This window comes from Streptomyces auratus (assembly GCF_050433025.1).
In the GTDB taxonomy this organism is placed as follows: Bacteria; Actinomycetota; Actinomycetes; order Streptomycetales; family Streptomycetaceae; genus Streptomyces; species Streptomyces sioyaensis.
Genome location: NZ_JBNGCB010000001.1, coordinates 1,458,942 through 1,481,323 on the forward strand (window position 1 = coordinate 1,458,942; position 22,382 = coordinate 1,481,323).

Sequence of the window (22,382 nt, forward strand, 5' to 3'; positions counted from 1 at the left end):
TCTGAACGAACGCTGAGATCCTACCGGGGCCAGATCACACGGTGTGACGCGCCATGTCGACGAACAGGGCGTGCACCCGGTGATCGCCGGTGAGCTCCGGATGGAAGCTCGTGGCAAGGACGTTACCCTGCCGCACGGCCACGGTGTGCCCGTCGTACGTGGCCAGCACCTCGACCTCGCCGCCGACCGATTCGACCCACGGCGCCCGGATGAAGACGCCCTCGACGGGCCCGCCGGGGATCCCGGCGACGTCGATGGCCGCCTCGAACGACTCGTTCTGCCGCCCGAAGGCGTTACGGCGCACGATCATGTCGATCCCGCCGAACGTCTCCTGGTCGTCGCGGGCGTCCAGCAGCTTGTCGGCGACCATGATCATGCCGGCGCAGGTGCCGTAGACCGGCTTGCCCGCGCGCACGAACGCGCGCAGCGGCTCCAGCATGCCGAAGACGACCGCCAGCTTGGACATGGTGGTGGACTCGCCGCCCGGTATCACCAGGCCGTCGATCGCGGCCAGTTCCTCGGCACGGCGCACCGGCCGGGCCTGGGCACCGGCGTCCGCGAGCGCCTTGAGATGCTCGCGGACGTCGCCCTGGAGGGCCAGCACACCGATGGTGGGGGTATTCATCTGCGGTCCTACCAGCCGCGGTTGGCGTAGCGCTCGGCCTCGGGCAGGGTGTCGCAGTTGATGCCGACCATGGCCTCGCCCAGGTTGCGGGAGGCGTCCGCGATGACGGCGGGGTCGTCGTAGAAGGTGGTGGCCTTCACGATCGCGGCGGCGCGCTTGGCGGGGTCGCCGGACTTGAAGATGCCGGAGCCGACGAACACGCCCTCGGCGCCGAGCTGGCGCATCAGCGCGGCGTCGGCCGGGGTGGCCACACCGCCGGCGGAGAACAGCACGACCGGCAGCTTGCCGAGCTCGGCGACCTCCTTGACCAGCTCGTACGGGGCGCGCAGCTCCTTGGCGGCGGCGAACAGCTCGTTGTTGTCGTAGCCGCGCAGCCGGGCGATCTCGCCCTTGATCTGGCGCAGGTGGCGGACCGCCTCGACGACGTTGCCGGTGCCGGCCTCACCCTTGGAACGGATCATGGCGGCGCCCTCGGCGATCCGGCGCAGCGCCTCGCCCAGGTTCGTGGCACCGCACACGAAGGGGGTGGTGAAGGCCCACTTGTCGGAGTGGTTGACCTCGTCGGCCGGGGTGAGGACCTCGGACTCGTCGATGTAGTCGACGCCGAGCGACTGCAGCACCTGGGCCTCGACGAAGTGGCCGATCCGGGACTTGGCCATGACCGGGATGGAGACGGCGTTGATGATGCCGTCGATCATGTCGGGGTCCGACATCCGGGCCACGCCGCCGTCCTTGCGGATGTCGGCGGGGACCCGCTCCAGGGCCATGACCGCGACGGCGCCCGCGTCCTCGGCGATCTTCGCCTCTTCCGGCGTGACGACGTCCATGATCACGCCGCCCTTGAGCTGCTCGGCCATACCGCGCTTGACGCGCGCGGTTCCGGTCTCGGGGTTCTGGGGCGTGGTGGGCGTGCTGGACACGTGTGACCTCACTCAGTGCGGGTGACTGTACTGATGCGCACACACAACCGTTTGTGAGTGGCCCGGGAAAAGGGCCAATTAGAGGTCAGTGGCTCGTCACCGCCTGGCATCGCGGCCTGCGGTTGTCTTTCCCGGCTCAGTTCCCGGCGGAGCGGTCGTCCAGGACGGCCGGCGGCTCGTCGTCCATCTCGAAGGCCAGCGGAAAGGGCGCATGACCGGCGAGGCGGAGGTAGCGCACCAGCCGGTGGCGGCGGACGGCGCGGGCGGCACGGACCGCGTCGTTGTGGAAGCGGCGGGCCATCGGCACCCGGCGCACCGCGGCGGTGAGTTCGGTGACCGTCTGCTCGCCGCCGGGGGCCTCCCGTACGGCCTCCAGCTGCGCCTCCTCGGCGAAAATCGCCCGCAGCGCCTGGCTCAGCTCGCTCTCGGCGACCTCGCGGTGGTCCTCCTCGGCCTGCCGGGCCTGGTGCGCGGCCTGGTAGAGGACGATCGAGGCGGCGGGGTCGAGGACACCCGCGGTACCCAGCTCCTGCGCGACGGACGCCCGCCGCAACAACTGGGCGTCGAGCGCCGCCCGGGCCGCATCGATACGGGCGTGCAGGCGGTCCAGCCGACCCGCCGTCCAGCTCAGGTAGATGCCGATGAGGATGATCGCGGCGACGATCCAGATGAACGTGGTCACGAGCGGTCACGTTACCTGTCCGCTGCGCTTGGCTTTCTTCCCACGTTTTTGGCTGGCCCGCCGTGGTGGTTTTTCGCCGTTGCGCTTTGCGGCGCCGCCGCACGTTGTCGGCGTTCCCGCCGTGGGTGTTTGTCGCCGTTGCGCCTGCGGCGGGCTGGTTGCCGCTGCGCTGGCTGTTCGGCTGCGGGACCGGCCCTCCGGACTCCGTCCTGCGGTCCGCCCCCTCCCGTTGGGGGTGGGAGAAGACCGGTGGGGGCGGGCCTCATCCCTCGACTGCACGCAGACGACGGCGGGGGCCCGCCCCCACCGGCCTGTTCCCACCCACTACGGGAGGGGCCGAGCCGCAGGACGAAGTCCGGAGGAGCGGCACCGCACCCGACAAACCACGCCCGCCGCAGGCGCAACGGCGAGAACAACTACGGCGGGACAGCCGACAACGTGCGGCGGCGCCGCAAAGCGCAACGGCGAAAAACCACCACGGCGGGACAGCCGAAAACGTGGGAAGCGTCAATCCTTCGCCAGGCGGCGGCGCGCACGCAGCCCCACCCGCTCGTCGGTGGCCACCGAGGTGGCCCCCGCCCCGGTCGTGACGGTCTCGTAGACGGCAAGGATGTCCGCCCCGACGGTCGACCAGTCGAAGCGGCGAACGTGGCGGCTGCCGCGTTCGCTCAGCTCCGCGAGGCGGGCGGAGTCGCCGAGCAGGCGCACCGCGGCGGCGGCCAGCGCGTCCGCGTCCTCGTTGGCGAACAACTCGCCGGCCTCGCCCTGGTCCAGGACCTGGGCGAAGGCGTCGAGGTCGCTGGCCAATACGGGAGCCCCGGCCGACATCGCCTCGACGAGGATGATGCCGAAGGACTCGCCGCCTGTGTTGGGCGCGACGTAGACATCGACGCTGCGCAGCAGCCGGGCCTTGTCCTCGTCGCTGACCATGCCGAGGAATTCGACCCGGGAGCGCATCTCCGCGGGCAGTGCGGCGACGGCCTCCTCCTCGTCGCCGCGGCCGGCGACCAGCAGGCGGGCGTCGGGCACCTCGGCGAGGATCGCGGGCAGCGCCTTCATCAGGACCGGCAGGCCCTTGCGCGGTTCGTCGATCCGGCCGATGAAGCCGATCGTGCGGCCCTGCCACTCCGCCTTGGGCTCGGCCGAGGCGAAGAAGTCGACGTCCACGCCGTTGGGGATGACCACCGCGTCGCCGCCGAGGTGTTCGACGAGGGTGCGGCGGGCGTATTCGCTGACCGCGATGCGTGCCCTGATCTTCTCCAGCGCGGGCTGCAGGATCGGGTAGGCCGCGATCATCGCCCGGGAGCGCGGGTTGGAGGTGTGGAAGGTCGCCACGATCGGGCCCTGGGCCGCCCAGCAGGTGAGCAGGCCCAGCGAGGGCGAGGCCGGCTCATGGATGTGGATGACGTCGAAGGCGCCGTGCTGGAGCCAGCGGCGCACCCGGGCCGCGGAGAGCAGACCGAAGTTGAGGCGGGCGACCGAGCCGTTGTACGGGACCGGCACCGCGCGGCCGGCCGAGACGACGTACGGCGGCAGCGGGGTGTCGTCGTCCGCCGGGGCGAGGACGGAGACCTCGTGGCCGAGCCGGATGAGGTGGTCGGCCAGGTCCCGGATGTGGAACTGGACGCCGCCGGGGACGTCCCAGGCGTACGGGCAGACGATGCCGATCTTCACGCCTGCTCCGTTCCGGGGGCGGTGGCCCCGCCCGGTGTGCCGGGCCGCTCGCGCGGCTCCAGATCGGCGAGCCAGAGTCGCTGCAGCATGTGCCAGTCCTCGGGGTGGTCGGCGATGCCGGAGGCGAACGCGTCGGCGAGCGTCTGGGTCATCTCGGCGGCCTTCTCGGTGCGGGTGCCGGTCTCCGGGACCTCGATCTCGGGGTGGACCCGGCCGCGCATGATCGGGGTCTCGTCGTACCAGAGGGTGACCGGCAGCAGCATGGCGCCGGTCTGTACGGCGAGCATCGCGGGGCCGACCGGCATCTTCGCCGCCTCGCCGAAGAACTTGACCTCCATCCCGGAGCTGGACAGATCGCGGTCGGCGACCAGGGCGACCAGCCCGCCGTTCCGCAGCCGGCGGGCGAGGGTGCCGAAGGCTTCGCCGCCGGTGTGCGGGAGGACCTCCATGCCCAGGCCCTCGCGGTAGGCGACGAAGCGGTCGTAGAGGCTCTCGGGCTTGAGGCGCTCGGCGACGGTGGTGAAGGGGGTGTTGAGCTTGGTGGTGACCCAGACGCCCGCGAGGTCGTAGTTGCCCATGTGCGGCAGGGCGAGGATCACGCCGCGGCCGCTCTTGAGCCCGTCCTCCAGGAGGTGGATGTCCTCGGGCGTGAAACCGGCCCTTATCCGCTCCCTGCTCCAGGCCGGCAGCCGGAAGGACTCCATCCAGTAGCGCATGTACGAGCGCAGCCCGGCCCGGGAGAGCTCGGCGAGGCGCTGCGGCGAGGCGTCCGGGACCACCCGGGCGAGGTTCGCCTCCAGGCGCAGGACGCCCTTGCCCCGGCGCTTCCAGACCGTGTCGGCGATCCGCCGCCCCAGCCGTACGGCGACCCCTTCGGGAAGCTTCTTGACCGTGCTCCAGCCCAGGCCGTAGAGCGCGTCGGTGAGCTTGCCGGGGTCGAATCCCGGCAGCCCCTTCGTGCGTGGACTCATGCGCCCTTCCCCCCTTGTGCGACGGCGGCGTCGGCCTCGGCCGACTCCCGGCGTACCGTCACCACGCGCTGGCCCAGGGTGACGGCGCTGCCGATGCCGACGATCCACAGGGCGATCGGCAGCAGGACCTCGACTCCGGGTACCCCGAAGGCGTGCAGGCCCGACAGGCCGCAGGCGACCAGCGTGATGACCAGCCGCTCGGCGCGCTCCACCAGGCCGTTGACGGCCACCGGCAGCCCGATGGCCTCGCCGCGCGCCTTGGTGTACGAGACCACCTGGCCGCTGGCGAGGCAGAAGATCGCCATCGCACAGAGCACCAGGCTGTCGCCGCGCCCCGCGTACCACAGGGCGAGCCCGCCGAAGATCGCCGAGTCGGCGACCCGGTCGAGGGTGGAGTCCAGAAAGGCCCCCCAGCGGCTGGACCGGCCCAGCTGCCGTGCCATGTTGCCGTCGATCAGGTCGGAGAAGACGAACAGGGTGATGACGACCGTGCCCCAGAAGAACTCGCCCTGCGGATAGAAGATCAGGGCGCCGGCCACCACGCCTCCGGTCCCGACGAGGGTGACCGCGTCCGGGCTGACGCCGATACGGATGAGCAGGGCGGCGAACGGCGTGAGAACACGCGTGAAGAAAGCACGCGCGTACTTGTTCAGCATGGCCTTCCCGGAGGTCGATACGGGCCGCGAGGTCAAGGGGCCACCGGCTGGCCCATCGTAGCCAGGCGGCCACGGGGCACCGCGAACGCATCGCGGCGCGGGGTGCATACCAGGGCTCGGGGCCGGCGGCGCGCGCCGCCGGGGCACGCCCGCGGGCCCCTGCCGGGGACCCTTGGGAGGGCTGGTTCCCTGCGCCATGTATGGACGCATGATGACCTCGGTGGAAAGCTCGAATCACCGCAAAGTGTCGACCTGGAGGCGAGACACATGAGCGAGAAGACGAGTACACACCCGGGAGCCGCCCGCAGGGCATCAACGGCCGGCCAGCCCACGGACCTGCGGAATGTGGTGCTGGTCGGCCACTCCGGATCGGGAAAAACCACTCTGGTCGAGGCCCTCGCGCTGGCATCCGGCGCGGTCAATCGGGCGGGCCGGGTCGAGGAAGGCGGCTGTCTTTCCGACTACGACGAGATCGAGCACCGCCAGCAACGCTCCGTACAGCTCTCCCTGGTCCCGGTGGACTGGGGCGGAGTCAAGATCAATATCTTGGACACCCCCGGATACGCCGATTTCGTCGGGGAACTCAGGGCCGGTCTGCGCGCCGCGGACGCGGCCCTTTTCGTTGTCTCGGCGGCCGACGGGGTGGCCGGGGCGACCCGGATGGTCTGGGACGAGTGCGCGGCCGTCGGCATGCCGCGGGCGCTGGTCATCACGCACCTGGAGGCGTCCCGCGCCGACTTCGACGCGATGACCGAGCACTGCCGCGCCGCGTTCGGCGGCGACGACCCGGACGCCGTGCTCCCCCTCTACCTCCCGCTGTACGGGACACCCGGCGCCGACGGCCACGCCCCCGTACACGGCCTGATCGGGCTGCTCTCCCAGCGGGTCTACGACTACTCCTCCGGCGAGCGCACCGAACGCGCGCCGACGGCGGACGAGCTGCCGCGGATCGAGGCGGCCCGCGCCCGCCTGATCGAGGGCATCATCGCCGAGAGCGAGGACGAGTCCCTCATGGACCGCTATCTCGGCGGCGAGGAGATGGACATCAAGACCCTCACCCGGGATCTGGAGACCGCCGTCGCCCGCGGCACCTTCCACCCCGTACTGGCCGCGGCCCCGGCCCCCGAGGGCGCCCGGCAGGGCCTGGGCACCATGGAGCTGCTGGAGCTGATCACCGGTGGCTTCCCGACCCCGGCCGAGCGCGAGGCACCCGCCGTGACCAGCCCGGACGGCGCCCCGCGGGAGGCGCTGAGCTGCGATCCCGACGGTCCGCTCGCGGCCGAGGTGGTCAAGACCTCCTCCGACCCGTACGTCGGCCGGATCTCGCTCGTACGGGTCTTCTCCGGCACCCTGCGCCCGGACGAGACGGTGCACGTCTCCGGCCACGGGCTGGAGGACCGGGGGCACGAGGACCACGACGTCGACGAGCGGGTCGGCGCGCTGTCCGCCCCGTTCGGCAAGCAGCAGCGCCCGCTGCCCCAGGCCATCGCCGGCGATCTGGCATGTGTGGCGAAGCTGACCCGGGCCGAGACCGGCGACACCCTGTCCGACAAGGACAGCCCGCTGCTGATGGAGCCCTGGACGATGCCCGACCCACTGCTGCCGGTCGCCATCCAGGCCCACAGCAAGGCCGACGAGGACAAGCTCTCGCAGGGCCTGGCCCGGCTGGTCGCGGAGGATCCGACGATGCGCCTGGAGCACCATCAGGACACCCATCAGGTCGTCCTGTGGTGCCTGGGCGAGGCGCATGTCGATGTGGCGCTGGAACGGCTGCGGACCCGCTACGGCGTGCAGGTGGACACCGTCGCCCACAAGGTGTCGCTGCGGGAGACCTTCGCCGCCCCCGCCGCGGGCCGCGGGCGCCATGTCAAACAGTCCGGCGGGCACGGCCAGTTCGCGATCTGCGCGATCGAGGTCGAACCGCTGCCGGGCGGCTCCGGCATCGAGTTCGTGGACAAGGTCGTGGGCGGTGCGGTGCCCCGGCAGTTCATCCCCTCCGTGGAGAAGGGCGTACGCGCCCAGGCCGCGCGCGGGGTCGCCGCCGGACATCCGCTCGTCGACATCCGCGTCACCCTGGTCGACGGCAAGGCGCACTCGGTCGACTCCTCGGACGCCGCCTTCCAGATGGCGGGCGCACTCGCGCTGCGCGAGGCCGCCGGCGAGGTCCGGATCGATCTGCTCGAACCGGTGTCCGAGGTGAGCGTGATGGTTCCGGACGAATTCGTCGGCCAGGTGATGAGCGATCTGTCGGGGCGCCGCGGACGGGTCGTGGGCACCGAACAGTCGGGCGCGGGCCGCACGGTGGTGCGGGCCGAGGTGCCCGAGATCGAGATCGACCGGTACGCCATCGATCTGCGTTCCCTCTCGCACGGCACGGGCCGGTTCTCCCGCACCCACCTGCGGCATGAGCCGATGCCGCCGCAGCTCGTCGACAAGTGGCGGGAACAGGCCGAGAACGGCGGATAGTCAACGGCCGATCGGCCCCCACGGCAGCCGCCGTCCCGCTCAACTCCCTTGGGCCGGGCGGCGGCTGTACGCTGAGTTCCTGCCGTTGTACGCACCGTCCGACGGCGCAGGAAGAGGTCATGGGCTCGATGACGGGCTCTTTGCAGGTGTGCCGTCAGCGGAAGTCGGGAAGAGCCGCATCATCGGATGCGTGCGGTGTGGGGGGCGGTAGTGGCAGACGGCTTTGACTTCAGCCCGGGGGCGCAGGTCCCGCTCTCGGGGAGCGCCGGGCAGACGGCGGCGACCCAGGCGCTGGCCTCGGCCGCCTACCGGGACTGCCTGCTCACCAAGATCTCCGATGCGGACTCCGAATCCGGCAAGTCCGAGATCAAGAAGCCGAAACTGTCGCTGTTCGCGCCGAACCTCGGCGAGGCGTTCTCGCGGGCGGTCCAGGTGCGGATGCTGGGCGGCGACCGCAAGCCGCTCATCCAGTCCTTCGGGACCGAGCCGCAGACCATCGTCGAGCACTGTCTGTCCGCCACCCGCATCCGCAAGCAGCGCGACATGAAGCTGACGCTGCTGATGGTGCTGTTCGGGGTGGTGTTCCTGCCCGGTGTGCTGCTGTGGCTGGGCGCCTTCCAGCTGCGCAAGATGCTCTCCAAGGACGGCGCGGGCGCGGGCCTGTCGCTGATCGGCGGGCTGCTGCTGACGGTCCTGGCCGGCCTCGGCCTGTTCTTCATGATCAAGCTGCCGCTCAACGGCTTCTGGCCGATGTACGGCCGCGCCATGATCATCGCCCCGATGATCGGCTGGTGGTGGGCCAAGCAGATCTGCGAAAAGACCGCGGTGGCCATGCGGGAGGCATGGAAGGGGCTGCTGGAGGGCGGCGGGGTGGCCGCGAAGATCCCCGAGGCGGTGCCCCAGGACCCGAACCAGATCGCCGCCGAGACCCTCCGCCAGAATCTCGCCAAAATCTCCGCCGAGCAGAAGAGCAATGTCGTCTTCTACGCCGGCCCCAAGGGGATACTCGGCATGGGAACGCGCTGGGGCAGCTGGCAGCTCGCCGAGGATCTGACGCCGGCGCCGGGAGTCGCCGAGATCCACCCGTTCCGCAGCTGGGACGTCATCCGGGCCATCCACGACCGGCTGCGGCTGCTGGAGCGCAGCCCGCTGCACACCGGCGGCTTCCCCGCGCCGTCCGTACGCCACTGGATCGTCTCCCCGGTCGGCGAGAAGGCCGCCGCCGTCAGCCGCCCCGAGGGCACGCATGTCGAGGCCTTCCAGATCCGCGGGCACGAGATAGAGCGGATCTGCAACGAGCAGCAGTTCGGCAGCGGCAACCGCCACTACCTCGGCGTGCAGTTCGTCCTGTGGGACGGGCAGCTGGTGATCACCCTGATGATCACCGTCACCGTGCTCCACGAGACCCTGCGCATCGAGGTGACCGGCCATGCCCTCGGCCCGGTCAACGGTCTGTTCACGACCAAGCCGGAGCCCAAGACCAAGGACGTCGCCAAGGTCATCAAGTTCTGGGAGACCAGGACCCAGCACCTCCCGCTCATCGAGCCGCAGGAGGTGGTCCGGCTCACCGCCCGGGCCCCGCTGACGTGGTTCCCGCCGGTCCTGGACTTCCTCGGCGGCAAGCTGACCCTCCCCGAGCCGTTCGGCCTGCGCCACGTCTGGGCCGACAAGCCCTGGCGGCACCGCTTCATGGCCGATGACGCGCTGCGGGCCGCGACCCCGGTGCTGCGTACGGTCCATGCGGCCGCGATGAGCGTCCTGCAGGAGAACGGCGTGGACACCGAGCGCTTCACCAACCGCTCCCTGGTGCTCAGCGGCATGATCCAGGGCGTGGAGCCGGGGAAGGCGGACGAGTACAACGCCTAGTCGGATACGGCCGGGCCCCCGAAGATCCGGCCGTACGCGCGGGGTCCGGCCGTCCGCCGCTAGCGGAAGATCCCGGTGTGTCCCAGGGAGTACCGTCCCGGTTGCGGATAGACGGCCAGACCGTGCGGGCCCTGGCCGACGGGGATCTTGGCGAGGGTCTTGCCGGTACGGGTGTCCAGCGCATAGACCTCGGAGTTGTAGCGGCCGGACAGCCACAGGACCTTGCCGTCGGTGGACAGACCGCCCATGTCAGGGCTGCCGCCGCCGCGGATGTGCCACTTGTCGACGAGTTCGCCGGTCTTGAAGTCCAGCAGGGAGACGGAGCCCTCGCCCCGGTTGGAGATGTACATGTACCGCGAGTCGCGGCTGACGTAGAGGCCGTGTGCGCCCTTGCCGGTCGGCATCAGCCTCGGCCGGTCGAACGCGTCGCCGTTCATGACCCAGATGCCGTCGGCCATCATGTCGGCGATGTACCAGGTCTTGCCGTCCGGGGAGATCTTGACGTCCTGGGGCATCGCCCCCTCGAACGGCAGCTTCTCCTGACCGATCACCTTCATCTTCTCGGTGTCGACCTTGAGCAGTTCGCCGGAGAACTCGCAGGAGACGATGAAGTACCGCCCGTCCGGCGAGAAGTCGGCGTGGTTGACGCCGCCGCAGGGCACCGGGAGCACTTTGCGGACCTCCATGGTGTGCGGGTCACGGAAGACCAGCTGACGGTCCATCGAGGCCATCACGATCGCGTACTTCCCGTTGGGCGTGAAGTAGAGGTTGTACGGGTCGTGGACCCTGACGGGCTCGCCGGCCTTGCCGGTGGCGGGGTCGATCGGGATGAGGTCATGCCCCCGGTTGTTGTTCACCCAGAGGGTCTTCAGGTCCCAGGAGGGCACCACATGCTGCGGCTGGATGCCCACCGGAATGGTCTCGATGACCTTGTACGTCTTCGGGTCGATGACGCTGACCGTGTCGGACCCGGTGTTGGGGACGTAGATCCGCGAGGGGAAGTCCTTGACCTGCGGGGACAACAGGCCCGGCCGGTCCGCTGCGTAGAGGTCGTGTGCGTCCAGCAGCGGCGGCATCCCCGGCAGGCCGTTCCTGGCGGCCTTGAGCGGCACCCGTTCGACCGGCCGCTGACTGTGCGCGGAGGGGCCGGCCTTGTCACCGCCCCCGCAACCCGCCGCCAGCAGCGCGGCGGCCACGGCGAGCAGCGCGGCGGCCCGGTGGCGCGCGCGCAGGATCCGATGGTGGTGGGTACGGGTCCGGTCAGCCATCACGTCACTAGCTCCGTTGTCGTCACCGCGCGCAGTCCGCGCCGGCGGAGGCCGTCGAGGATCGGGGGCAGCGCGGCCACCGTGCCGGCGTGCCCGAGGTGGAGGCTCACAACCGAGCCCGGTGCGACCGAGTCCAGAACCGTGCGCTGGACGGCCGGGGCACCGGGGTCGTCGGCATCGTGGGAGTCCACGTCGTAGGACAGGACATGCGGATAGCCGGCCTTGCGGGCCAGCCGGGTCACCAGATCCGTGGCCCGCTGGGCCTGTGAGGGGCGGAACCAGCTGCCGATGGTCCCGGTGAGCGCGCGCAGCCGGTCCGCACACTGGCTGATCTCGGCGTATGCCTCGGCGGCCGGCAGGGCGCAGATGTTGCGGTGGTGCATGGTGTGGTTGCCCAGCTCATGGCCGCCGTCGAGCACCCGGCGGGCCATCGCGGGATGCTCGTCGAGCCAGTCGCCGATGGCGAGCACGGTGACCCGGGCACCGGCCCGCTCGGCCTCGCCCAGCAGCGCCCTGGCCAGCGTGGGGTCGCCCCTGCCGTGGAAGGTCAGCGCGACCGCATGGCCGGTGCGCGGCCCGTGCGCGATCTCCACGGGCAGACCGGGCACCCGGGTCGGCGGCCGGGCGGCATGCACCGGGGCGGGCACGGGATGGCCCTCCCCGGAAGGGCTCGCCCGGCGGGCGTGCCGGGCGCCGGGGTCCTCGTCCCGGACCGGGTCGCAGCCCGCCACGAGCGCACCGGCGGCGGCCGCCGAGGCGGCCGCGCGCAGCACGGAGCGGCGATCTAGGGAAGTCACCACCCCATTAGAGGGGCAATTAATCGGAATTGGGGCGATCTATCCGATTCGCCCTGGTGCGTGTCGCCTCGGACGGCGGTCCCGGACGAGGCGCCGCCGCCTTACGCGGGCCAGGCGGCGGCGAGCATCGCCCGTGTGTCGGCGAGGAGTTGGGGCAGCACCTTGGTGTGGCCGACCACCGGCATGAAGTTGGTGTCACCGCCCCAGCGCGGGACGACGTGCTGGTGGAGGTGGGCCGCGATCCCGGCGCCGGCGACCGTGCCCTGGTTCATCCCGATGTTGAAGCCGTGCGCCCCGGAGGCGGTACGCAGCGCGGTCATCGCCCGCTTGGTGAATTCGGCGAGCTCAGCGGTCTCCGGACCGTCCAGATCGAGGTAGTCGGCGACGTGCCGGAACGGGACGATCATGAGGTGACCGCCGTTGTACGGGTACAGGTTCAGCACCGCGTAGACATGCTCACCGCGCGCGATCACGAGGCCGTCCTCGTCCGATTTCTCGGGGATCGTGCAGAACGGGCAGCCGTCGCCGGCGCCCGGGCCGCTCGGCTTGTTCTCCCCCTGGATGTAGGCCATCCGGTGGGGCGTCCACAGGCGCTGGAAGGCGTCCTGCGTCCCGACTCCGATCTGCTGCTCCGGCTCGCTTGTCATACGGGCCAGCATATGGCGTCGCCCATTGGCACCGTGTCGTTGGGGCGCCGGGCACCCCCCGCTCCGCGATGCTGTGCCGGTGGACAGGGAGCAGCGGCTGTGGGACTGGGAGCAGACCGCCCAGCCGTACCTCCTTGCCGCCTCGCTCCTCTTCCTCACCTCCTACGCGGTCCGGGTCCTGGTCCCCGACCTCTCCCCCGGCTGGCAGACCTGGTGGGAGCTGGTCACCGACGTCACCTGGAGCTTCTTCGTCGTCGAATATCTGGCGCGGCTGGCGTTCAGCGACGACCGCCGGCACTTTCTGCGCACCCACTGGCTGGACCTGATCGTGACCGTGCTGCCCCTGCTGCGGCCGCTGCGGATCGTCGACCTGCACGAGCGGATGCAGCGGCGCCGGGACCATCCGCGACTCGTGCTCGAAGCGCGGGTGATGGTGTACACCGGGCTCACCTCGCTGCTGCTGGGCTTCGCGGCCAGCCTGGCCGTCTACCACGACGAGCGCGCCGCCCCGGGCGCGAACATCCACACCTTCGGGGACGCCGTGTGGTGGGCCTGCTCGACCCTGACGACGACGGGGTACGGGGACGCCACCCCGGTCACCCCGCGCGGCCGGGTGGAGGCGGTGGCGCTGATGTTCGTCGGGGTGGCGCTGGTCGGGGCGGTGGTGGGCTCCTTCTCGTCCTGGCTGCTGCGCCGCTTCCGACAGGACGGCGAGAGATGACCGACAGATGACGGGGCCCCGGGGAGCGGATCGCTCTCCGGGGCCCCGCGCGCACCTACCGTGCGTCACACCTGGGCGCGGCGCTCCACGACGTCCAGGATCTCGGCGATCGCCGCGTCCCGCGGAATGCCGTTCTTCTGGGATCCGTCGCGGTAGCGGAAGGAGACCGCGCCGGCCTCCATGTCCTCGTCACCGGCGATGATCATGAACGGGACCTTGGACTTCTGCGCGTTGCGGATCTTCTTCTGCATCCGGTCCGACGAGGCGTCCACCTCGATCCGCAGCCCCTGGGCCTTCGCCTGCGCGGCGAACTCCTGGAGATACGGCACATGCGCGTCGCCGATCGGGATGCAGGTCGCCTGGACCGGCGCCAGCCATGCCGGGAACGCGCCCGCGTAGTGCTCCAGCAGCACCGCGAAGAACCGCTCGATCGAGCCGAACAGCGCGCGGTGGATCATGACCGGACGCTGCTTGGAGCCGTCGGCCGAGGTGTACTCCAGCTCGAAGCGCTTGGGCTGCTGGAAGTCGACCTGGATGGTCGACATCTGCCAGGTACGGCCGATGGCGTCCTTGGCCTGCACGGAGATCTTGGGACCGTAGTAGGCGGCGCCGCCCGGGTCCATGACCAGCTCCAGGTTCTGCTTCTCGGCGGCCTGGCGCAGCGTCTCGGTGGCCTCCTCCCACTCCTCGGCCTCACCGATGAACTTCTCGGACTCGTCGCGGGTGGACAGCTCCAGGTAGAAGTCGCTCAGGCCGTAGTCGCGCAGCAGGTCCAGCACGAAGGTCAGGAGCGAGTCCAGCTCCTCGGGCATCTGCTCCTTGGAGCAGTAGATGTGCGAGTCGTCCTGGGTGAAGCCGCGGGCACGGGTGAGGCCGTGGACCACTCCGGACTTCTCGTAGCGGTAGACCGTGCCGAACTCGAAGAGGCGCAGGGGCAGTTCGCGGTAGGAGCGGCCGCGCGCCTGGAAGATCAGGTTGTGCATCGGGCAGTTCATCGCCTTGAGGCGGTAGTCCTGGCCCTCGAACTGCACCGGCGGGAACATCGCGTCCGCATAGCTCGGCAGATGCCCCGAGATCTCGAAGAGCTTCTGCTTGGAGATGTGCGGGGTGTTGACGAACTCGTAGCCCGACTCCTCGTGCCGCTTGCGGGCGTAGTCCTCCATCACCTTGCGGATGACGCCGCCCTTGGGGTGGAAGACGGCCAGGCCCGAGCCGAGGACCTCCGGGATGGAGAACAGATCGAGCTCGGACCCCAGCTTGCGGTGATCCCGCTTCTCGGCCTCGGCGAGGAACTCCAGATGCGCCTTGAGCTCGTCCTTGGTCGGCCAGGCGGTGCCGTAGATCCGCTGCAGCTGCTTGTTCTTCTCACTGCCGCGCCAGTACGCGGCGGCCGAGCGCATCAGCTTGAACGCCGGGATGGCGCGGGTACTGGGCAGGTGCGGGCCCCGGCAGAGGTCCTTCCAGCACAGGTCGCCGGTCTTGGCGTCGAGGTTGTCGTACATGGTCAGCTCGCCGGCGCCGACCTCGGCGGAGGCACCCTCGGCGGCGTCCGCGGCGGAGCCCTTGAGTCCGATCAGTTCGAGCTTGTACGGCTCGTCCGCCAGCTCCTCGCGCGCGGCGTCATCGCTGACCGCCCGGCGCGCGAACTTCTGCCCGCGCTTCTGGATCTCCTGCATCTTCTTCTCGATGCGCTTGAGATCGTCCGGGTGGAAGGGGGTCTCGACGTCGAAGTCGTAGTAGAAGCCGTCCTTGATGGGCGGCCCGATGCCGAGCTTCGCCTCCGGGAACAGCTCCTGCACGGCCTGCGCCATCACATGCGCGGTGGAGTGCCGCAGGATGTTCAGACCGTCTTCAGAGGTGATCTCGACGGGCTCGACCGCGTCGCCGTCGGCGATCTCGTACGCCAGGTCCTTCAGCTCTCCGGCCACCCGCGCGGCGACGACGCTGCGCTCGCCCTGGAAGAGGTCGGCGGCCGTAGTCCCCGTGGTCACCACGCGTTCTTCCCGCTCGGAATCGCGTTGGACGGTCACACGGACGTCTGACACCGGTCTCTCCTGACTCATGTCTCTTTCGCGTCAGCGATTGCTGCGCAGCAGAATCGTACCGAGCCGCCGGACCGGACCGCGAAACGGTTTCACCACCCCGGCGCGCGGGCGCTCAGTCCTCCGCGCCGCAGGCCTCCTCGAAGAAGTCGAGATTCTCCTGGAGCGACTTCAGCAGCCGGTCCCGCTCGGCCTCGTCGACCTGTACGGGCGTGACATCACGGCCACCGGTGATCCGGCGGAATCCGCCCCGGCTCTCCAGCCGCCCGGTCACCCGGACCGGCAGCCCCACCAGATGCGCGTGCCCGGCGATGCGGTAGTCCTCCTCCCCCAGCGCGACCCGCACCTGCACCACATCCGCCCCGGTGATCACCCGCAGCCGCACCGTGCCGGGACCGCCCGGCCGCTCCCTGCGCAGCCGTACCACCGCGCCGGTCACCCGCACCGGAAGCGACGGCTCCGCGCGCACATAGCGCTGGCCGGCCTGCTGCAGCGCGGGCAGATCGCCGGGCGAGAACTCCACCGCTTCGGGGCGGGCCGGACAGCCGGCCGGGGCGCCGGCCGCCGGTGACCACTCGACCGAGATCCGCGCCCCCTCCGCATCCCGCACCAGCGCGATCAGCGCCTGGACCAGCTCATGGCAGACGCCCAGTTCGACGGCCGCGTCGAAAGCCTCCATCCCGCCGGTGGCCCGCTGGTAGTCGGTGGCGTCCCGGGCCGCGTGCAGCGCCCGCTGGAGCCCGGCGACCGCCCCGCGCCCGCCGCGTACCGGGACGAACGCGGTCAGCCGGCGACCCGCCACGGCCGGGCCGACCAGCACGTCCCCCAGGAACCCCTCGACCTGAAGGCGGTGCCGCGCGCCGTAGTAGCCGGCCCGGCCGTACGTCCCCAGCGCCCCGGCGACCAGCATCGAGCGGGCCGCCCCGCGCAGCTGCTCCTGCGCCACCCAGTGCGCGGCCCCCGAGCCCCCGTCGGGGACCTCCCGCTCCCAGCGCACCTCGTCACTGGGCACCGCGAGCCCCATCAGCACCTCGCGGGCCGAGGGCGCGGCGCTCTGCGCCAGCGCCGCCAGCGCCTCCGCGAGCAGCTCCCCACTGTCGGGGAAGCGGCGGTCGTGCGGCACCAGCAGGCTGGTGCCGGCCGCGCCGCCGGGCGGAGTCCACCGGGCGTAATGCCCGGCGGCCCCGCCCCGGCGCCGCCAGCCGTGCCGCGCCAGCAGCGCACCGAGCACCGCCGGGTCGAGCTGCGCGGGATCCAGCAGCCGCGCATCGTGATCGTCGGTCGGCCGGTACATCAGGGTCTCCCTCCCGCCCCGACCCGCGTCATGATCTCGCAGAGCGCTCGGTCGTCGAAGATCCGCGCGGTCGAAATCCGCACAGTGGTCCTGCGCCGGCCGGTCACCGGGTGGCCGGCCAGATTGATCCAGTAACAGCAGTGCCGCAGTTCGAGACGGTCGTGCGAGGCCCGCAGCCAGTCCTCTCGGGTCCGCGGGGCCAGCATCACGACCAGGATCTTGTGCACGGAGACGGGGGTTCGGGCCAGCTTGACCAGATGGTCGTTGTCGAGGGTGAAGGCGAAGGTGGGCCCCGGCGGGCGGGGTGCGGTCTGGTAGGTGCACTTGAGCTGCACCTTGATGGTGACCTCGTCGTCGACGGTGTGGCCGGACGCGCCATGGCTGACGTGCCAGTCGATTCCGTTGTCCGGGAAGGGCTGCGCCAGCGAGCACCCGGAGGCGGCGGCGACCGCGTGCAGATACCCCACCTGAAGGGTCTCCATACAGGCAGTGGTGGCGAGTCCGCCGCGCTGCGGGGTGACCCGCGGGGGCAGCAGCCCGCCCGGTTCGGGCTGCGCGAGCGTCATCGCTCAAGGCCTTCCGGGCTGTGCCGATCGATGCGTGTGGATGACGGGGAGCGGGCAAAATCCGCGCCGGCCCGTCCCTCTGGTTGTCTCCCCGTCAAGTGGTTCGCAAACAAAGGCGGTTCGACGGCCGGGCCGCTCGGGTATCACCAGCTCGGATGACGCGCACGTCATCCGCCGTACGAGCGCGAGGAGTTGGGATGATGCCGTGTTGGTATGACGGTCCGCTTGCCGCCTTCGACACCGAGACCACGGGCATCGACGTGGAGCGGGACCGCATCGTCTCCGCGGCCCTGGTGGTCCAGGAGACCCCGCGTTCCGCGCCCCGGGTCACCCGCTGGCTGATCAACCCGGGCGTGGAGATACCCGAGGCCGCGACGGCGGTGCACGGCCTGACGGCCGACCATCTCGCGCTGCACGGCCGCTGGCCGGCGCCGGTGCTGGAGGAGGTCGCGCGCGCCCTGGCCGCGCAGTCGGTGGCCGGCCGCCCGCTGGTCGTGATGAACGCCCCGTTCGATCTCACCCTCCTGCAGCGCGAGCTGAGGCGACATCGCGCCAGCTCGCTCGACGCCTACCTGGGCGGCCATCCACTGCGCGTCCTGGACCCCCGGGTCCTCGACAAGCACCTGGACCGCTATCGCAAGGGCCGCCGTACGCTCACCGACCTGTGTGCGCATTACGAGGTCGAGCTGACCGACGCCCATGAGGCGGCCGCCGACGCACTCGCCGCACTGCGGGTTGTCCGGGCCCTGGGCCACCGCTTCGCCGACCGCCTGGACGGGCTCCAGCCGGCGGAGCTGCACACCCGCCAGGCGGTCTGGCACGCGGCACAGGCGCGCGGACTGGAAGCGTGGTTCGCCCGCAGCGGCAATCCCGAGTCCGTCGATCCGCACTGGCCGCTGCGTCCCGACCTCCCCGCCGCGGCCTGATTGCTCATCAGCAATTTCCGGGGCCGGCCGGCAAAGGGCCGGGCGGAATTCCCGCACGGCGTTCTCCAACAAAAAGAACCGGACCGCTTTTTGGCGGCCCGGTTCTTGATCCCGGTGGGCGATACTGGGTTCGAACCAGTGACCTCTTCGGTGTGAACGAAGCGCTCTCCCACTGAGCTAATCGCCCGGGTGTCGGCGGGGCTTCCCGCTCGAACGAGCAGAACAATACAGGCCGCCCGGGCCCGGCATCAAATTCCTGTTCATCGGGGCCCCGGCGCCGCCCTCCGGGGCGAGGGGCGCCGCTCATCCACGGGCCAGCCAGGCGGCCAGGCCGCGCCGCCCGGCCCGCATCATCAGCGCATGATTGGCGAGGAACGCCGGCCGCCCCAGCAGCGCGAACCGCCGCAGCAGCGGCTTGCAGAGCTCGACGTCCTGCTCGAAGACGACGCGGGTGCCGCCCGCCCCGGGGACGACCGTCCAGCGCGCCCAGCCGGCCAGGTCCCCGCGCAGCGCCGTCTCCAGCACGCCCCTGCCGGGGTCGCGCACCCGCTCGCTCGCCACCACCGTCAGGTCGTACGGCAGCAGCGACCGGAACCGGGCGATCCCGCTGCGGTCGTCGAGCGGGGTCACCGCGCGGACCTGCGGCCACCAGCAGGGGTAGGCCTCGGCACGTTCGAGGACCGCATAGACGACGGTGGGCGTCGCGGGCAGCAGCCAGACGGTGCGGAAGCGGTAGCGGTGCAGACGGCGTGACCAGTCGGACATGATCCCAGTGTGCGCCCCCGGGCGGCGCACCCGGCCAACAACCGCGACGGCCCGGAGACTTGGAGTCTCCGGGCCGTCGTCCGGGGTGGGCGATACTGGGTTCGAACCAGTGACCTCTTCGGTGTGAACGAAGCGCTCTCCCACTGAGCTAATCGCCCGGGCGCATCGCCAACATTACCCCACGCCGACGGGCACTTCCGACCATTTCCCGGTCACTCGGGAACGTGCCACGGCACCGCGAAGCCGAACTGCCACACATAGGCCCCGAGCGCCACCGCAATGACCACCACGCCGGTGGCGGTCAGCAGGATGTTGCGCCGGCGCACCTTGGGGTCCAGCGCCTTCTGTGCCGCTTCGGTGACCTTGCGCTTGGTCCAGCGCAGCACCAGCTGGGCCCAGACGAACTCCGTCGCCCAGATCGCAAGACCGCCGAAGATCACCAGCCAGCCCGGTCCGGGCAGCGGCAGCATGATCACGCCGGCCACGACGACCGCGAGCCCGACGACGAAGACTCCGACCTGCCAGCTCATGTGCAGGGGCCGGGAGCGCTTGATGAAGTGCGGCGCTCTCGAACCGAGCGGCTGCCCGGCCGGAGCGTCCTCCTCCACGATTCCCGACCCCCCGTTACTCTGCGTATTCATGGCCTCAAACTTACCGGAAGGTGCGGGTTCGCCGGAATTACCGACGAGGACGATCTCGCAATCCGCCGGAAGAGGTACCTGAAGCTACCCAAAACCGTCAGAGGGGTTTACAACGGCACCGTAGGTGGCATGTCGATTTCGCCGACGTGCGAATCCCCGAGCGCACACTGAGCGAAAGGCCCTGGCGCTTATGAACACCACGGTCAGCTGCGAGCTGCACCTGCGCCTCGTTGTGTCGAGCGAGTCCTCACTGCCTGTACCCGCGGGCCTGCGGTATGACACGGCCGATCCCTACGCCGTGCATGCCACCTTCCACACCGGAGCCGAGGAGACCGTCGAATGGGTTTTCGCCCGCGACCTCCTCGCCGAGGGCCTGCACCGGCCCACGGGCACCGGAGACGTCCGCGTATGGCCGTCCCGGAGCCACGGACAGGGCGTTGTGTGCATCGCCCTGAGCTCCCCGGAGGGCGAGGCCCTGCTCGAGGCGCCCGCGCGGGCTCTCGAGTCGTTCCTCAAAAGGACCGATGCCGCCGTACCGCCCGGTACGGAGCACCGGCATTTCGATCTCGACACCGAGCTCTCGCACATCCTCGCGGAGAGCTGAGACGCAGACCGGTTACCGAAAGCACTCACCCGCTCACACTTGCGCCCGTCCGACTCGGGGAGACGGCGCAGGACCGACAAGTTCATACGGCACACTTCGGCGTCGTCGCCGCGGACCCACCGCGGAGTCGGCGCTGAAGCTTGTTCGAGGCGCTAGAGTCGGCGACCATTCGGCCACCACACCAGGGGCGGCACCCGTCCGGCCCCACCCTGCCAGGGAGCGGAACCGTGATGATCACCCATGACACCCGGTGCGCACTGGACGCGGTCGTCGACCTGCTGAACACCGCGCCGGAGGGCGAAGAGCCCGGGGCGCCCGACAGCCTGACCGATCTCGCGGCCCTCGGGGAGTTCGTCCGGCGCAACGACATCAGCGACGTGGGCACGCTCGGTGCGGGCGATCTGACGGCCGTACGGTCCCTGCGGGAGCGGTTCGCGCAGATCTTCGCGGCCGGGGACGACCGCACCGCGGCCGAACAGCTGAACTCGCTGGTCGCCTCGGCCGGCACCACCCCGCGACTGACCGATCACGACGGGTACGACTGGCACGTCCACTACTTCGCGCCGGGCGCCTCGGTCGCCGAGCATCTGGCCGCGGACGGCGGGATGGCGCTGGCGTTCATCGTCGTCGCCGGGGAGCGCGAGCGGCTGCGGCGCTGTGAGGCGCCGGACTGCCGGCATGCCTTCGTCGACCTCTCCCGCAACCGCTCCCGGCGCTACTGCGACAGCCGTACCTGCGGCAACCGGCTGCATGTCGCGGCCTACCGGGCACGACGGCGGGAGGCCGCGGGCTGAGCCCCCGCCGCGGGGCCCTGGCCGGATCGGCCCTGGTCCGCGGCGCACCGGACGGCCTCACAGGATGTAGAGGTCGTGTACGGCTCCGAGGAGGAGCAGAAAGCCGATGACGGCCAGGAAGAGCATCAGCGGCGGCTGGGACAGCGCGAACAGGCAACCGCGCGGTTCGGGGGACGGGGCGTCGTCTTGGGCGAGGGCGCACTCATCGTTCATCTCGCGCGCATCATGACGCAGATGATCGTCTGAGCGCGCCCGATCGGCGCCTCAGCGGCGGTAGTTCATCAGATCCCGTGCTTTTTCAGGATCGCTTCGATGTCCGAGAAGTCATCCTTGGGGGCGCCGGCCTTGTCCGGTGCGGCCTTCCCCTTGGCGGCCGGCTGCGCGGCGGCCCGGCCCGCGCCGAGGGAGGGGGCGGAGGCGGCCGGGGCCACCGCGTCGGGCTGGGCGGCCGCGGCGGCCTTGCGCTCCTTGCGGCTGCCGATCCCGCCCCTGCGGCGCTCCGCGGCCCGGCTGAGCATGAACAGCACGAACGAGAGCGCGAGCAGGCCGAAGCCGGCCCAGACCGTGGGCTTGAAGACGATGCCGGTGACCCAGTCGATGACGCCGGTCATCACCAGGCCGATGGGGATCAGGGAAAAGGCGGCGATGCGGGTCGCGGCCAGGAACCGCTTGCGGTATGCCGTGATCGCGGCGATGCCCAGGCCCGCTGCCGACACCGCGGCACAGACGGTCGAGGTCAGCATCCGGTCCTCCTGCCGATGGATGGGTGAGCAGGCAGTCTGCTCCCTTCCATCCTGCCTTGTCCGGGGCCGTACGGACCATGTTCCGGTACGGCCTCAGGGACATCTCGGGGTCGGGCTCCTTCGCAGGTCCCGGTTCGGGCACCGGCCGGAGGGCTGGAAGACTGACTCCCATGAACGACGCCACCAGCTCTGCCGCCACGCCTTCCGTCCGCCCCGTTCTGGACGTGTGGTGCGAACTGCAGTGCCCCGACTGCCACGCCGCCCTGGAGGACCTGCGGGCGCTGCGGGCGCACTACGGCGACCGGCTGGACATCCGGCTGCGCCACTTCCCGCTGGCCAAGCACAAGCACGCCTACGTCGCCGCGCAGGCCGCCGAGGAGGCCATCGAGCAGGGGCAGGGCTGGCCGTACATCGAGGCGGTGCTGGCACGCAGCGAGGAGCTCGCCCAGCGCGGCGAGAAGCTGCTGCTGGAGGTCGCCGGGGAGCTCGGGCTGGACGCCGAGGAGCTGGACACCGCGCTGATCGACGGGCGGCACCTGCTGATCGTCGACGCGGACCAGGCCGAGGGCAAGGCGATCGGGGTGACCGGGACCCCGACGTATGTGATCGGCGGCGAGCGGCTGGACGGCGGCACGAGCCAGGAGGGGCTGCGGGCCCGTATCGAGGAGATCGCCGACCGGCTGCTGGCCGAGCAGGGCTGAGCCTTGGCGGGGC

The 22,382-nt window shown here is 70.8% G+C and carries 23 protein-coding genes and 2 tRNA genes; 7 read left to right on the forward strand and 18 right to left on the reverse strand.

The features are described 5' to 3' along the window. Nucleotides 1-34 precede the first annotated feature (34 nt). The 6 genes from pdxT to pgsA form a co-directional block, all read right to left on the reverse strand. On the reverse strand, nucleotides 35-625 hold the full coding sequence (pdxT, locus tag BKA18_RS06130) for a pyridoxal 5'-phosphate synthase glutaminase subunit PdxT (RefSeq protein ID WP_366045275.1): 591 nt from the start codon (nucleotides 623-625) through the stop codon (nucleotides 35-37). Nucleotides 626-633: 8 nt separating this feature from the next. Then, nucleotides 634-1,545 (reverse strand): pyridoxal 5'-phosphate synthase lyase subunit PdxS, encoded by a 912-nt coding sequence (pdxS, locus tag BKA18_RS06135; RefSeq protein ID WP_006607492.1) that lies wholly within the window; start codon nucleotides 1,543-1,545, stop codon nucleotides 634-636. Between the two features lie 136 nt (nucleotides 1,546-1,681). Next, nucleotides 1,682-2,227 (reverse strand): LemA family protein, encoded by a 546-nt coding sequence (locus BKA18_RS06140; RefSeq protein ID WP_006607493.1) that lies wholly within the window; start codon nucleotides 2,225-2,227, stop codon nucleotides 1,682-1,684. 507 nt (nucleotides 2,228-2,734) lie between these two features. After that, on the reverse strand, nucleotides 2,735-3,901 hold the full coding sequence (locus BKA18_RS06145) for a glycosyltransferase family 4 protein (protein WP_366045276.1): 1,167 nt from the start codon (nucleotides 3,899-3,901) through the stop codon (nucleotides 2,735-2,737). Beyond that, complete coding sequence (locus BKA18_RS06150) at nucleotides 3,898-4,872, reverse strand: phosphatidylinositol mannoside acyltransferase (protein ID WP_366045277.1); 975 nt, start codon at nucleotides 4,870-4,872, stop codon at nucleotides 3,898-3,900. Before BKA18_RS06150 ends, BKA18_RS06145 begins: the two co-directional genes overlap by 4 nt. Beyond that, nucleotides 4,869-5,528 carry a phosphatidylinositol phosphate synthase gene (gene pgsA, locus BKA18_RS06155; protein ID WP_366045278.1) on the reverse strand — a complete coding sequence of 220 codons (660 nt, stop codon included), beginning with the start codon at nucleotides 5,526-5,528 and terminating at the stop codon, nucleotides 4,869-4,871. Before pgsA ends, BKA18_RS06150 begins: the two co-directional genes overlap by 4 nt. Nucleotides 5,529-5,795: 267 nt before the next feature. Between pgsA and BKA18_RS06160 the strand changes: the two genes are divergently transcribed. Both BKA18_RS06160 and BKA18_RS06165 read left to right on the forward strand, forming a co-directional pair. Beyond that, on the forward strand, nucleotides 5,796-7,994 hold the full coding sequence (locus BKA18_RS06160; RefSeq protein WP_366045279.1) for an elongation factor G-like protein EF-G2: 2,199 nt from the start codon (nucleotides 5,796-5,798) through the stop codon (nucleotides 7,992-7,994). Between the two features lie 186 nt (nucleotides 7,995-8,180). Next, entirely contained in the window at nucleotides 8,181-9,860 is a 1,680-nt protein-coding gene (locus tag BKA18_RS06165) for a hypothetical protein (RefSeq protein ID WP_366045280.1), read from the forward strand. Nucleotides 9,861-9,919: 59 nt separating this feature from the next. On the opposite strand, the gene BKA18_RS06170 is transcribed toward BKA18_RS06165, so the two are convergent. The 3 genes from BKA18_RS06170 to BKA18_RS06180 form a co-directional block, all read right to left on the reverse strand. Beyond that, nucleotides 9,920-11,128 carry a YncE family protein gene (locus tag BKA18_RS06170; RefSeq protein WP_366045281.1) on the reverse strand — a complete coding sequence of 403 codons (1,209 nt, stop codon included), beginning with the start codon at nucleotides 11,126-11,128 and terminating at the stop codon, nucleotides 9,920-9,922. Further along, entirely contained in the window at nucleotides 11,128-11,901 is a 774-nt protein-coding gene (locus BKA18_RS06175) for a polysaccharide deacetylase family protein (RefSeq protein WP_366045393.1), read from the reverse strand. The genes BKA18_RS06170 and BKA18_RS06175 overlap by 1 nt, the downstream gene beginning before the upstream one ends. Nucleotides 11,902-12,026: 125 nt before the next feature. Then, nucleotides 12,027-12,584: an HIT family protein gene (locus BKA18_RS06180; protein ID WP_006607501.1), complete on the reverse strand. Its 558-nt coding sequence runs from the start codon at nucleotides 12,582-12,584 to the stop codon at nucleotides 12,027-12,029. A 61-nt stretch (nucleotides 12,585-12,645) separates the two neighbouring features. Between BKA18_RS06180 and BKA18_RS06185 the strand changes: the two genes are divergently transcribed. Further along, nucleotides 12,646-13,293 (forward strand): potassium channel family protein, encoded by a 648-nt coding sequence (locus BKA18_RS06185; RefSeq protein WP_174244040.1) that lies wholly within the window; start codon nucleotides 12,646-12,648, stop codon nucleotides 13,291-13,293. A 65-nt stretch (nucleotides 13,294-13,358) separates the two neighbouring features. Here the strand turns inward: BKA18_RS06185 and thrS are convergent, their stop codons facing one another. From thrS to BKA18_RS06200, 3 genes are all read right to left on the reverse strand, one after another. Continuing rightward, complete coding sequence (gene thrS, locus BKA18_RS06190) at nucleotides 13,359-15,338, reverse strand: threonine--tRNA ligase (protein ID WP_366045282.1); 1,980 nt, start codon at nucleotides 15,336-15,338, stop codon at nucleotides 13,359-13,361. Nucleotides 15,339-15,450: 112 nt separating this feature from the next. Next, complete coding sequence (locus BKA18_RS06195; protein ID WP_366045283.1) at nucleotides 15,451-16,629, reverse strand: hypothetical protein; 1,179 nt, start codon at nucleotides 16,627-16,629, stop codon at nucleotides 15,451-15,453. Continuing rightward, complete coding sequence (locus BKA18_RS06200) at nucleotides 16,629-17,195, reverse strand: DUF4365 domain-containing protein (RefSeq protein ID WP_366045284.1); 567 nt, start codon at nucleotides 17,193-17,195, stop codon at nucleotides 16,629-16,631. The genes BKA18_RS06195 and BKA18_RS06200 overlap by 1 nt, the downstream gene beginning before the upstream one ends. A 200-nt stretch (nucleotides 17,196-17,395) precedes the next feature. On the opposite strand from BKA18_RS06200, the gene BKA18_RS06205 reads away from it, so the two are divergent. Next, nucleotides 17,396-18,121, forward strand: coding sequence for an exonuclease domain-containing protein (locus tag BKA18_RS06205; RefSeq protein WP_006607506.1), 726 nt, complete (start codon nucleotides 17,396-17,398; stop codon nucleotides 18,119-18,121). 115 nt (nucleotides 18,122-18,236) lie between these two features. On the opposite strand, the gene BKA18_RS06210 is transcribed toward BKA18_RS06205, so the two are convergent. The 4 genes from BKA18_RS06210 to BKA18_RS06225 all read right to left on the reverse strand — a co-directional run bounded on the left by BKA18_RS06210 (nucleotide 18,237) and on the right by BKA18_RS06225 (nucleotide 19,527). Beyond that, nucleotides 18,237-18,308, reverse strand: a tRNA-Val gene (locus BKA18_RS06210). A 116-nt stretch (nucleotides 18,309-18,424) separates the two neighbouring features. Then, a complete protein-coding gene (locus BKA18_RS06215; protein ID WP_006607507.1) occupies nucleotides 18,425-18,886 on the reverse strand; it encodes an SRPBCC family protein in 462 nt (153 codons plus the stop codon). A gap of 86 nt (nucleotides 18,887-18,972) precedes the next feature. After that, nucleotides 18,973-19,044 (reverse strand) — tRNA-Val (locus BKA18_RS06220). Nucleotides 19,045-19,098: 54 nt separating this feature from the next. Further along, entirely contained in the window at nucleotides 19,099-19,527 is a 429-nt protein-coding gene (locus tag BKA18_RS06225; RefSeq protein WP_366045285.1) for a TIGR02611 family protein, read from the reverse strand. A gap of 190 nt (nucleotides 19,528-19,717) precedes the next feature. Between BKA18_RS06225 and BKA18_RS06230 the strand changes: the two genes are divergently transcribed. Continuing rightward, complete coding sequence (locus BKA18_RS06230; protein ID WP_003959770.1) at nucleotides 19,718-20,131, forward strand: SsgA family sporulation/cell division regulator; 414 nt, start codon at nucleotides 19,718-19,720, stop codon at nucleotides 20,129-20,131. Nucleotides 20,132-20,358: 227 nt separating this feature from the next. Beyond that, nucleotides 20,359-20,925, forward strand: a complete 567-nt coding sequence (locus BKA18_RS06235; protein ID WP_040901669.1) for a CGNR zinc finger domain-containing protein — start codon at nucleotides 20,359-20,361, stop codon at nucleotides 20,923-20,925. A gap of 57 nt (nucleotides 20,926-20,982) precedes the next feature. On the opposite strand, the gene BKA18_RS06240 is transcribed toward BKA18_RS06235, so the two are convergent. Together BKA18_RS06240 and BKA18_RS06245 are read right to left on the reverse strand one after the other, a co-directional pair. Next, nucleotides 20,983-21,138, reverse strand: coding sequence for a hypothetical protein (locus tag BKA18_RS06240; protein WP_006607510.1), 156 nt, complete (start codon nucleotides 21,136-21,138; stop codon nucleotides 20,983-20,985). A gap of 68 nt (nucleotides 21,139-21,206) precedes the next feature. Beyond that, a complete protein-coding gene (locus BKA18_RS06245; RefSeq protein WP_235449308.1) occupies nucleotides 21,207-21,668 on the reverse strand; it encodes a hypothetical protein in 462 nt (153 codons plus the stop codon). Nucleotides 21,669-21,838: 170 nt separating this feature from the next. Between BKA18_RS06245 and BKA18_RS06250 the strand changes: the two genes are divergently transcribed. Beyond that, complete coding sequence (locus BKA18_RS06250; protein WP_366045286.1) at nucleotides 21,839-22,369, forward strand: DsbA family protein; 531 nt, start codon at nucleotides 21,839-21,841, stop codon at nucleotides 22,367-22,369. Nucleotides 22,370-22,382 lie beyond the last annotated feature (13 nt).

Bases quoted from the DNA above. Each gene is read 5' to 3' on its own strand.
- pdxT (WP_366045275.1), bottom strand. From the start codon at position 625: ATGAATACCCCCACCATCGGTGTGCTGGCCCTCCAGGGCGACGTCCGC.
- BKA18_RS06150 (WP_366045277.1), bottom strand. From the start codon at position 4,872: ATGAGTCCACGCACGAAGGGGCTGCCGGGATTCGACCCCGGCAAGCTC.
- pgsA (WP_366045278.1), bottom strand. From the start codon at position 5,528: ATGCTGAACAAGTACGCGCGTGCTTTCTTCACGCGTGTTCTCACGCCG.
- BKA18_RS06160 (WP_366045279.1), top strand. From the start codon at position 5,796: ATGAGCGAGAAGACGAGTACACACCCGGGAGCCGCCCGCAGGGCATCA.
- BKA18_RS06165 (WP_366045280.1), top strand. From the start codon at position 8,181: ATGCGTGCGGTGTGGGGGGCGGTAGTGGCAGACGGCTTTGACTTCAGC.
- BKA18_RS06170 (WP_366045281.1), bottom strand. From the start codon at position 11,128: ATGGCTGACCGGACCCGTACCCACCACCATCGGATCCTGCGCGCGCGC.
- BKA18_RS06180 (WP_006607501.1), bottom strand. From the start codon at position 12,584: ATGCTGGCCCGTATGACAAGCGAGCCGGAGCAGCAGATCGGAGTCGGG.
- BKA18_RS06195 (WP_366045283.1), bottom strand. From the start codon at position 16,629: ATGTACCGGCCGACCGACGATCACGATGCGCGGCTGCTGGATCCCGCG.
- BKA18_RS06200 (WP_366045284.1), bottom strand. From the start codon at position 17,195: ATGACGCTCGCGCAGCCCGAACCGGGCGGGCTGCTGCCCCCGCGGGTC.
- BKA18_RS06205 (WP_006607506.1), top strand. From the start codon at position 17,396: ATGCCGTGTTGGTATGACGGTCCGCTTGCCGCCTTCGACACCGAGACC.
- BKA18_RS06215 (WP_006607507.1), bottom strand. From the start codon at position 18,886: ATGTCCGACTGGTCACGCCGTCTGCACCGCTACCGCTTCCGCACCGTC.
- BKA18_RS06225 (WP_366045285.1), bottom strand. From the start codon at position 19,527: ATGAATACGCAGAGTAACGGGGGGTCGGGAATCGTGGAGGAGGACGCT.
- BKA18_RS06230 (WP_003959770.1), top strand. From the start codon at position 19,718: ATGAACACCACGGTCAGCTGCGAGCTGCACCTGCGCCTCGTTGTGTCG.
- BKA18_RS06240 (WP_006607510.1), bottom strand. From the start codon at position 21,138: ATGAACGATGAGTGCGCCCTCGCCCAAGACGACGCCCCGTCCCCCGAA.
- BKA18_RS06245 (WP_235449308.1), bottom strand. From the start codon at position 21,668: ATGCTGACCTCGACCGTCTGTGCCGCGGTGTCGGCAGCGGGCCTGGGC.
- BKA18_RS06250 (WP_366045286.1), top strand. From the start codon at position 21,839: ATGAACGACGCCACCAGCTCTGCCGCCACGCCTTCCGTCCGCCCCGTT.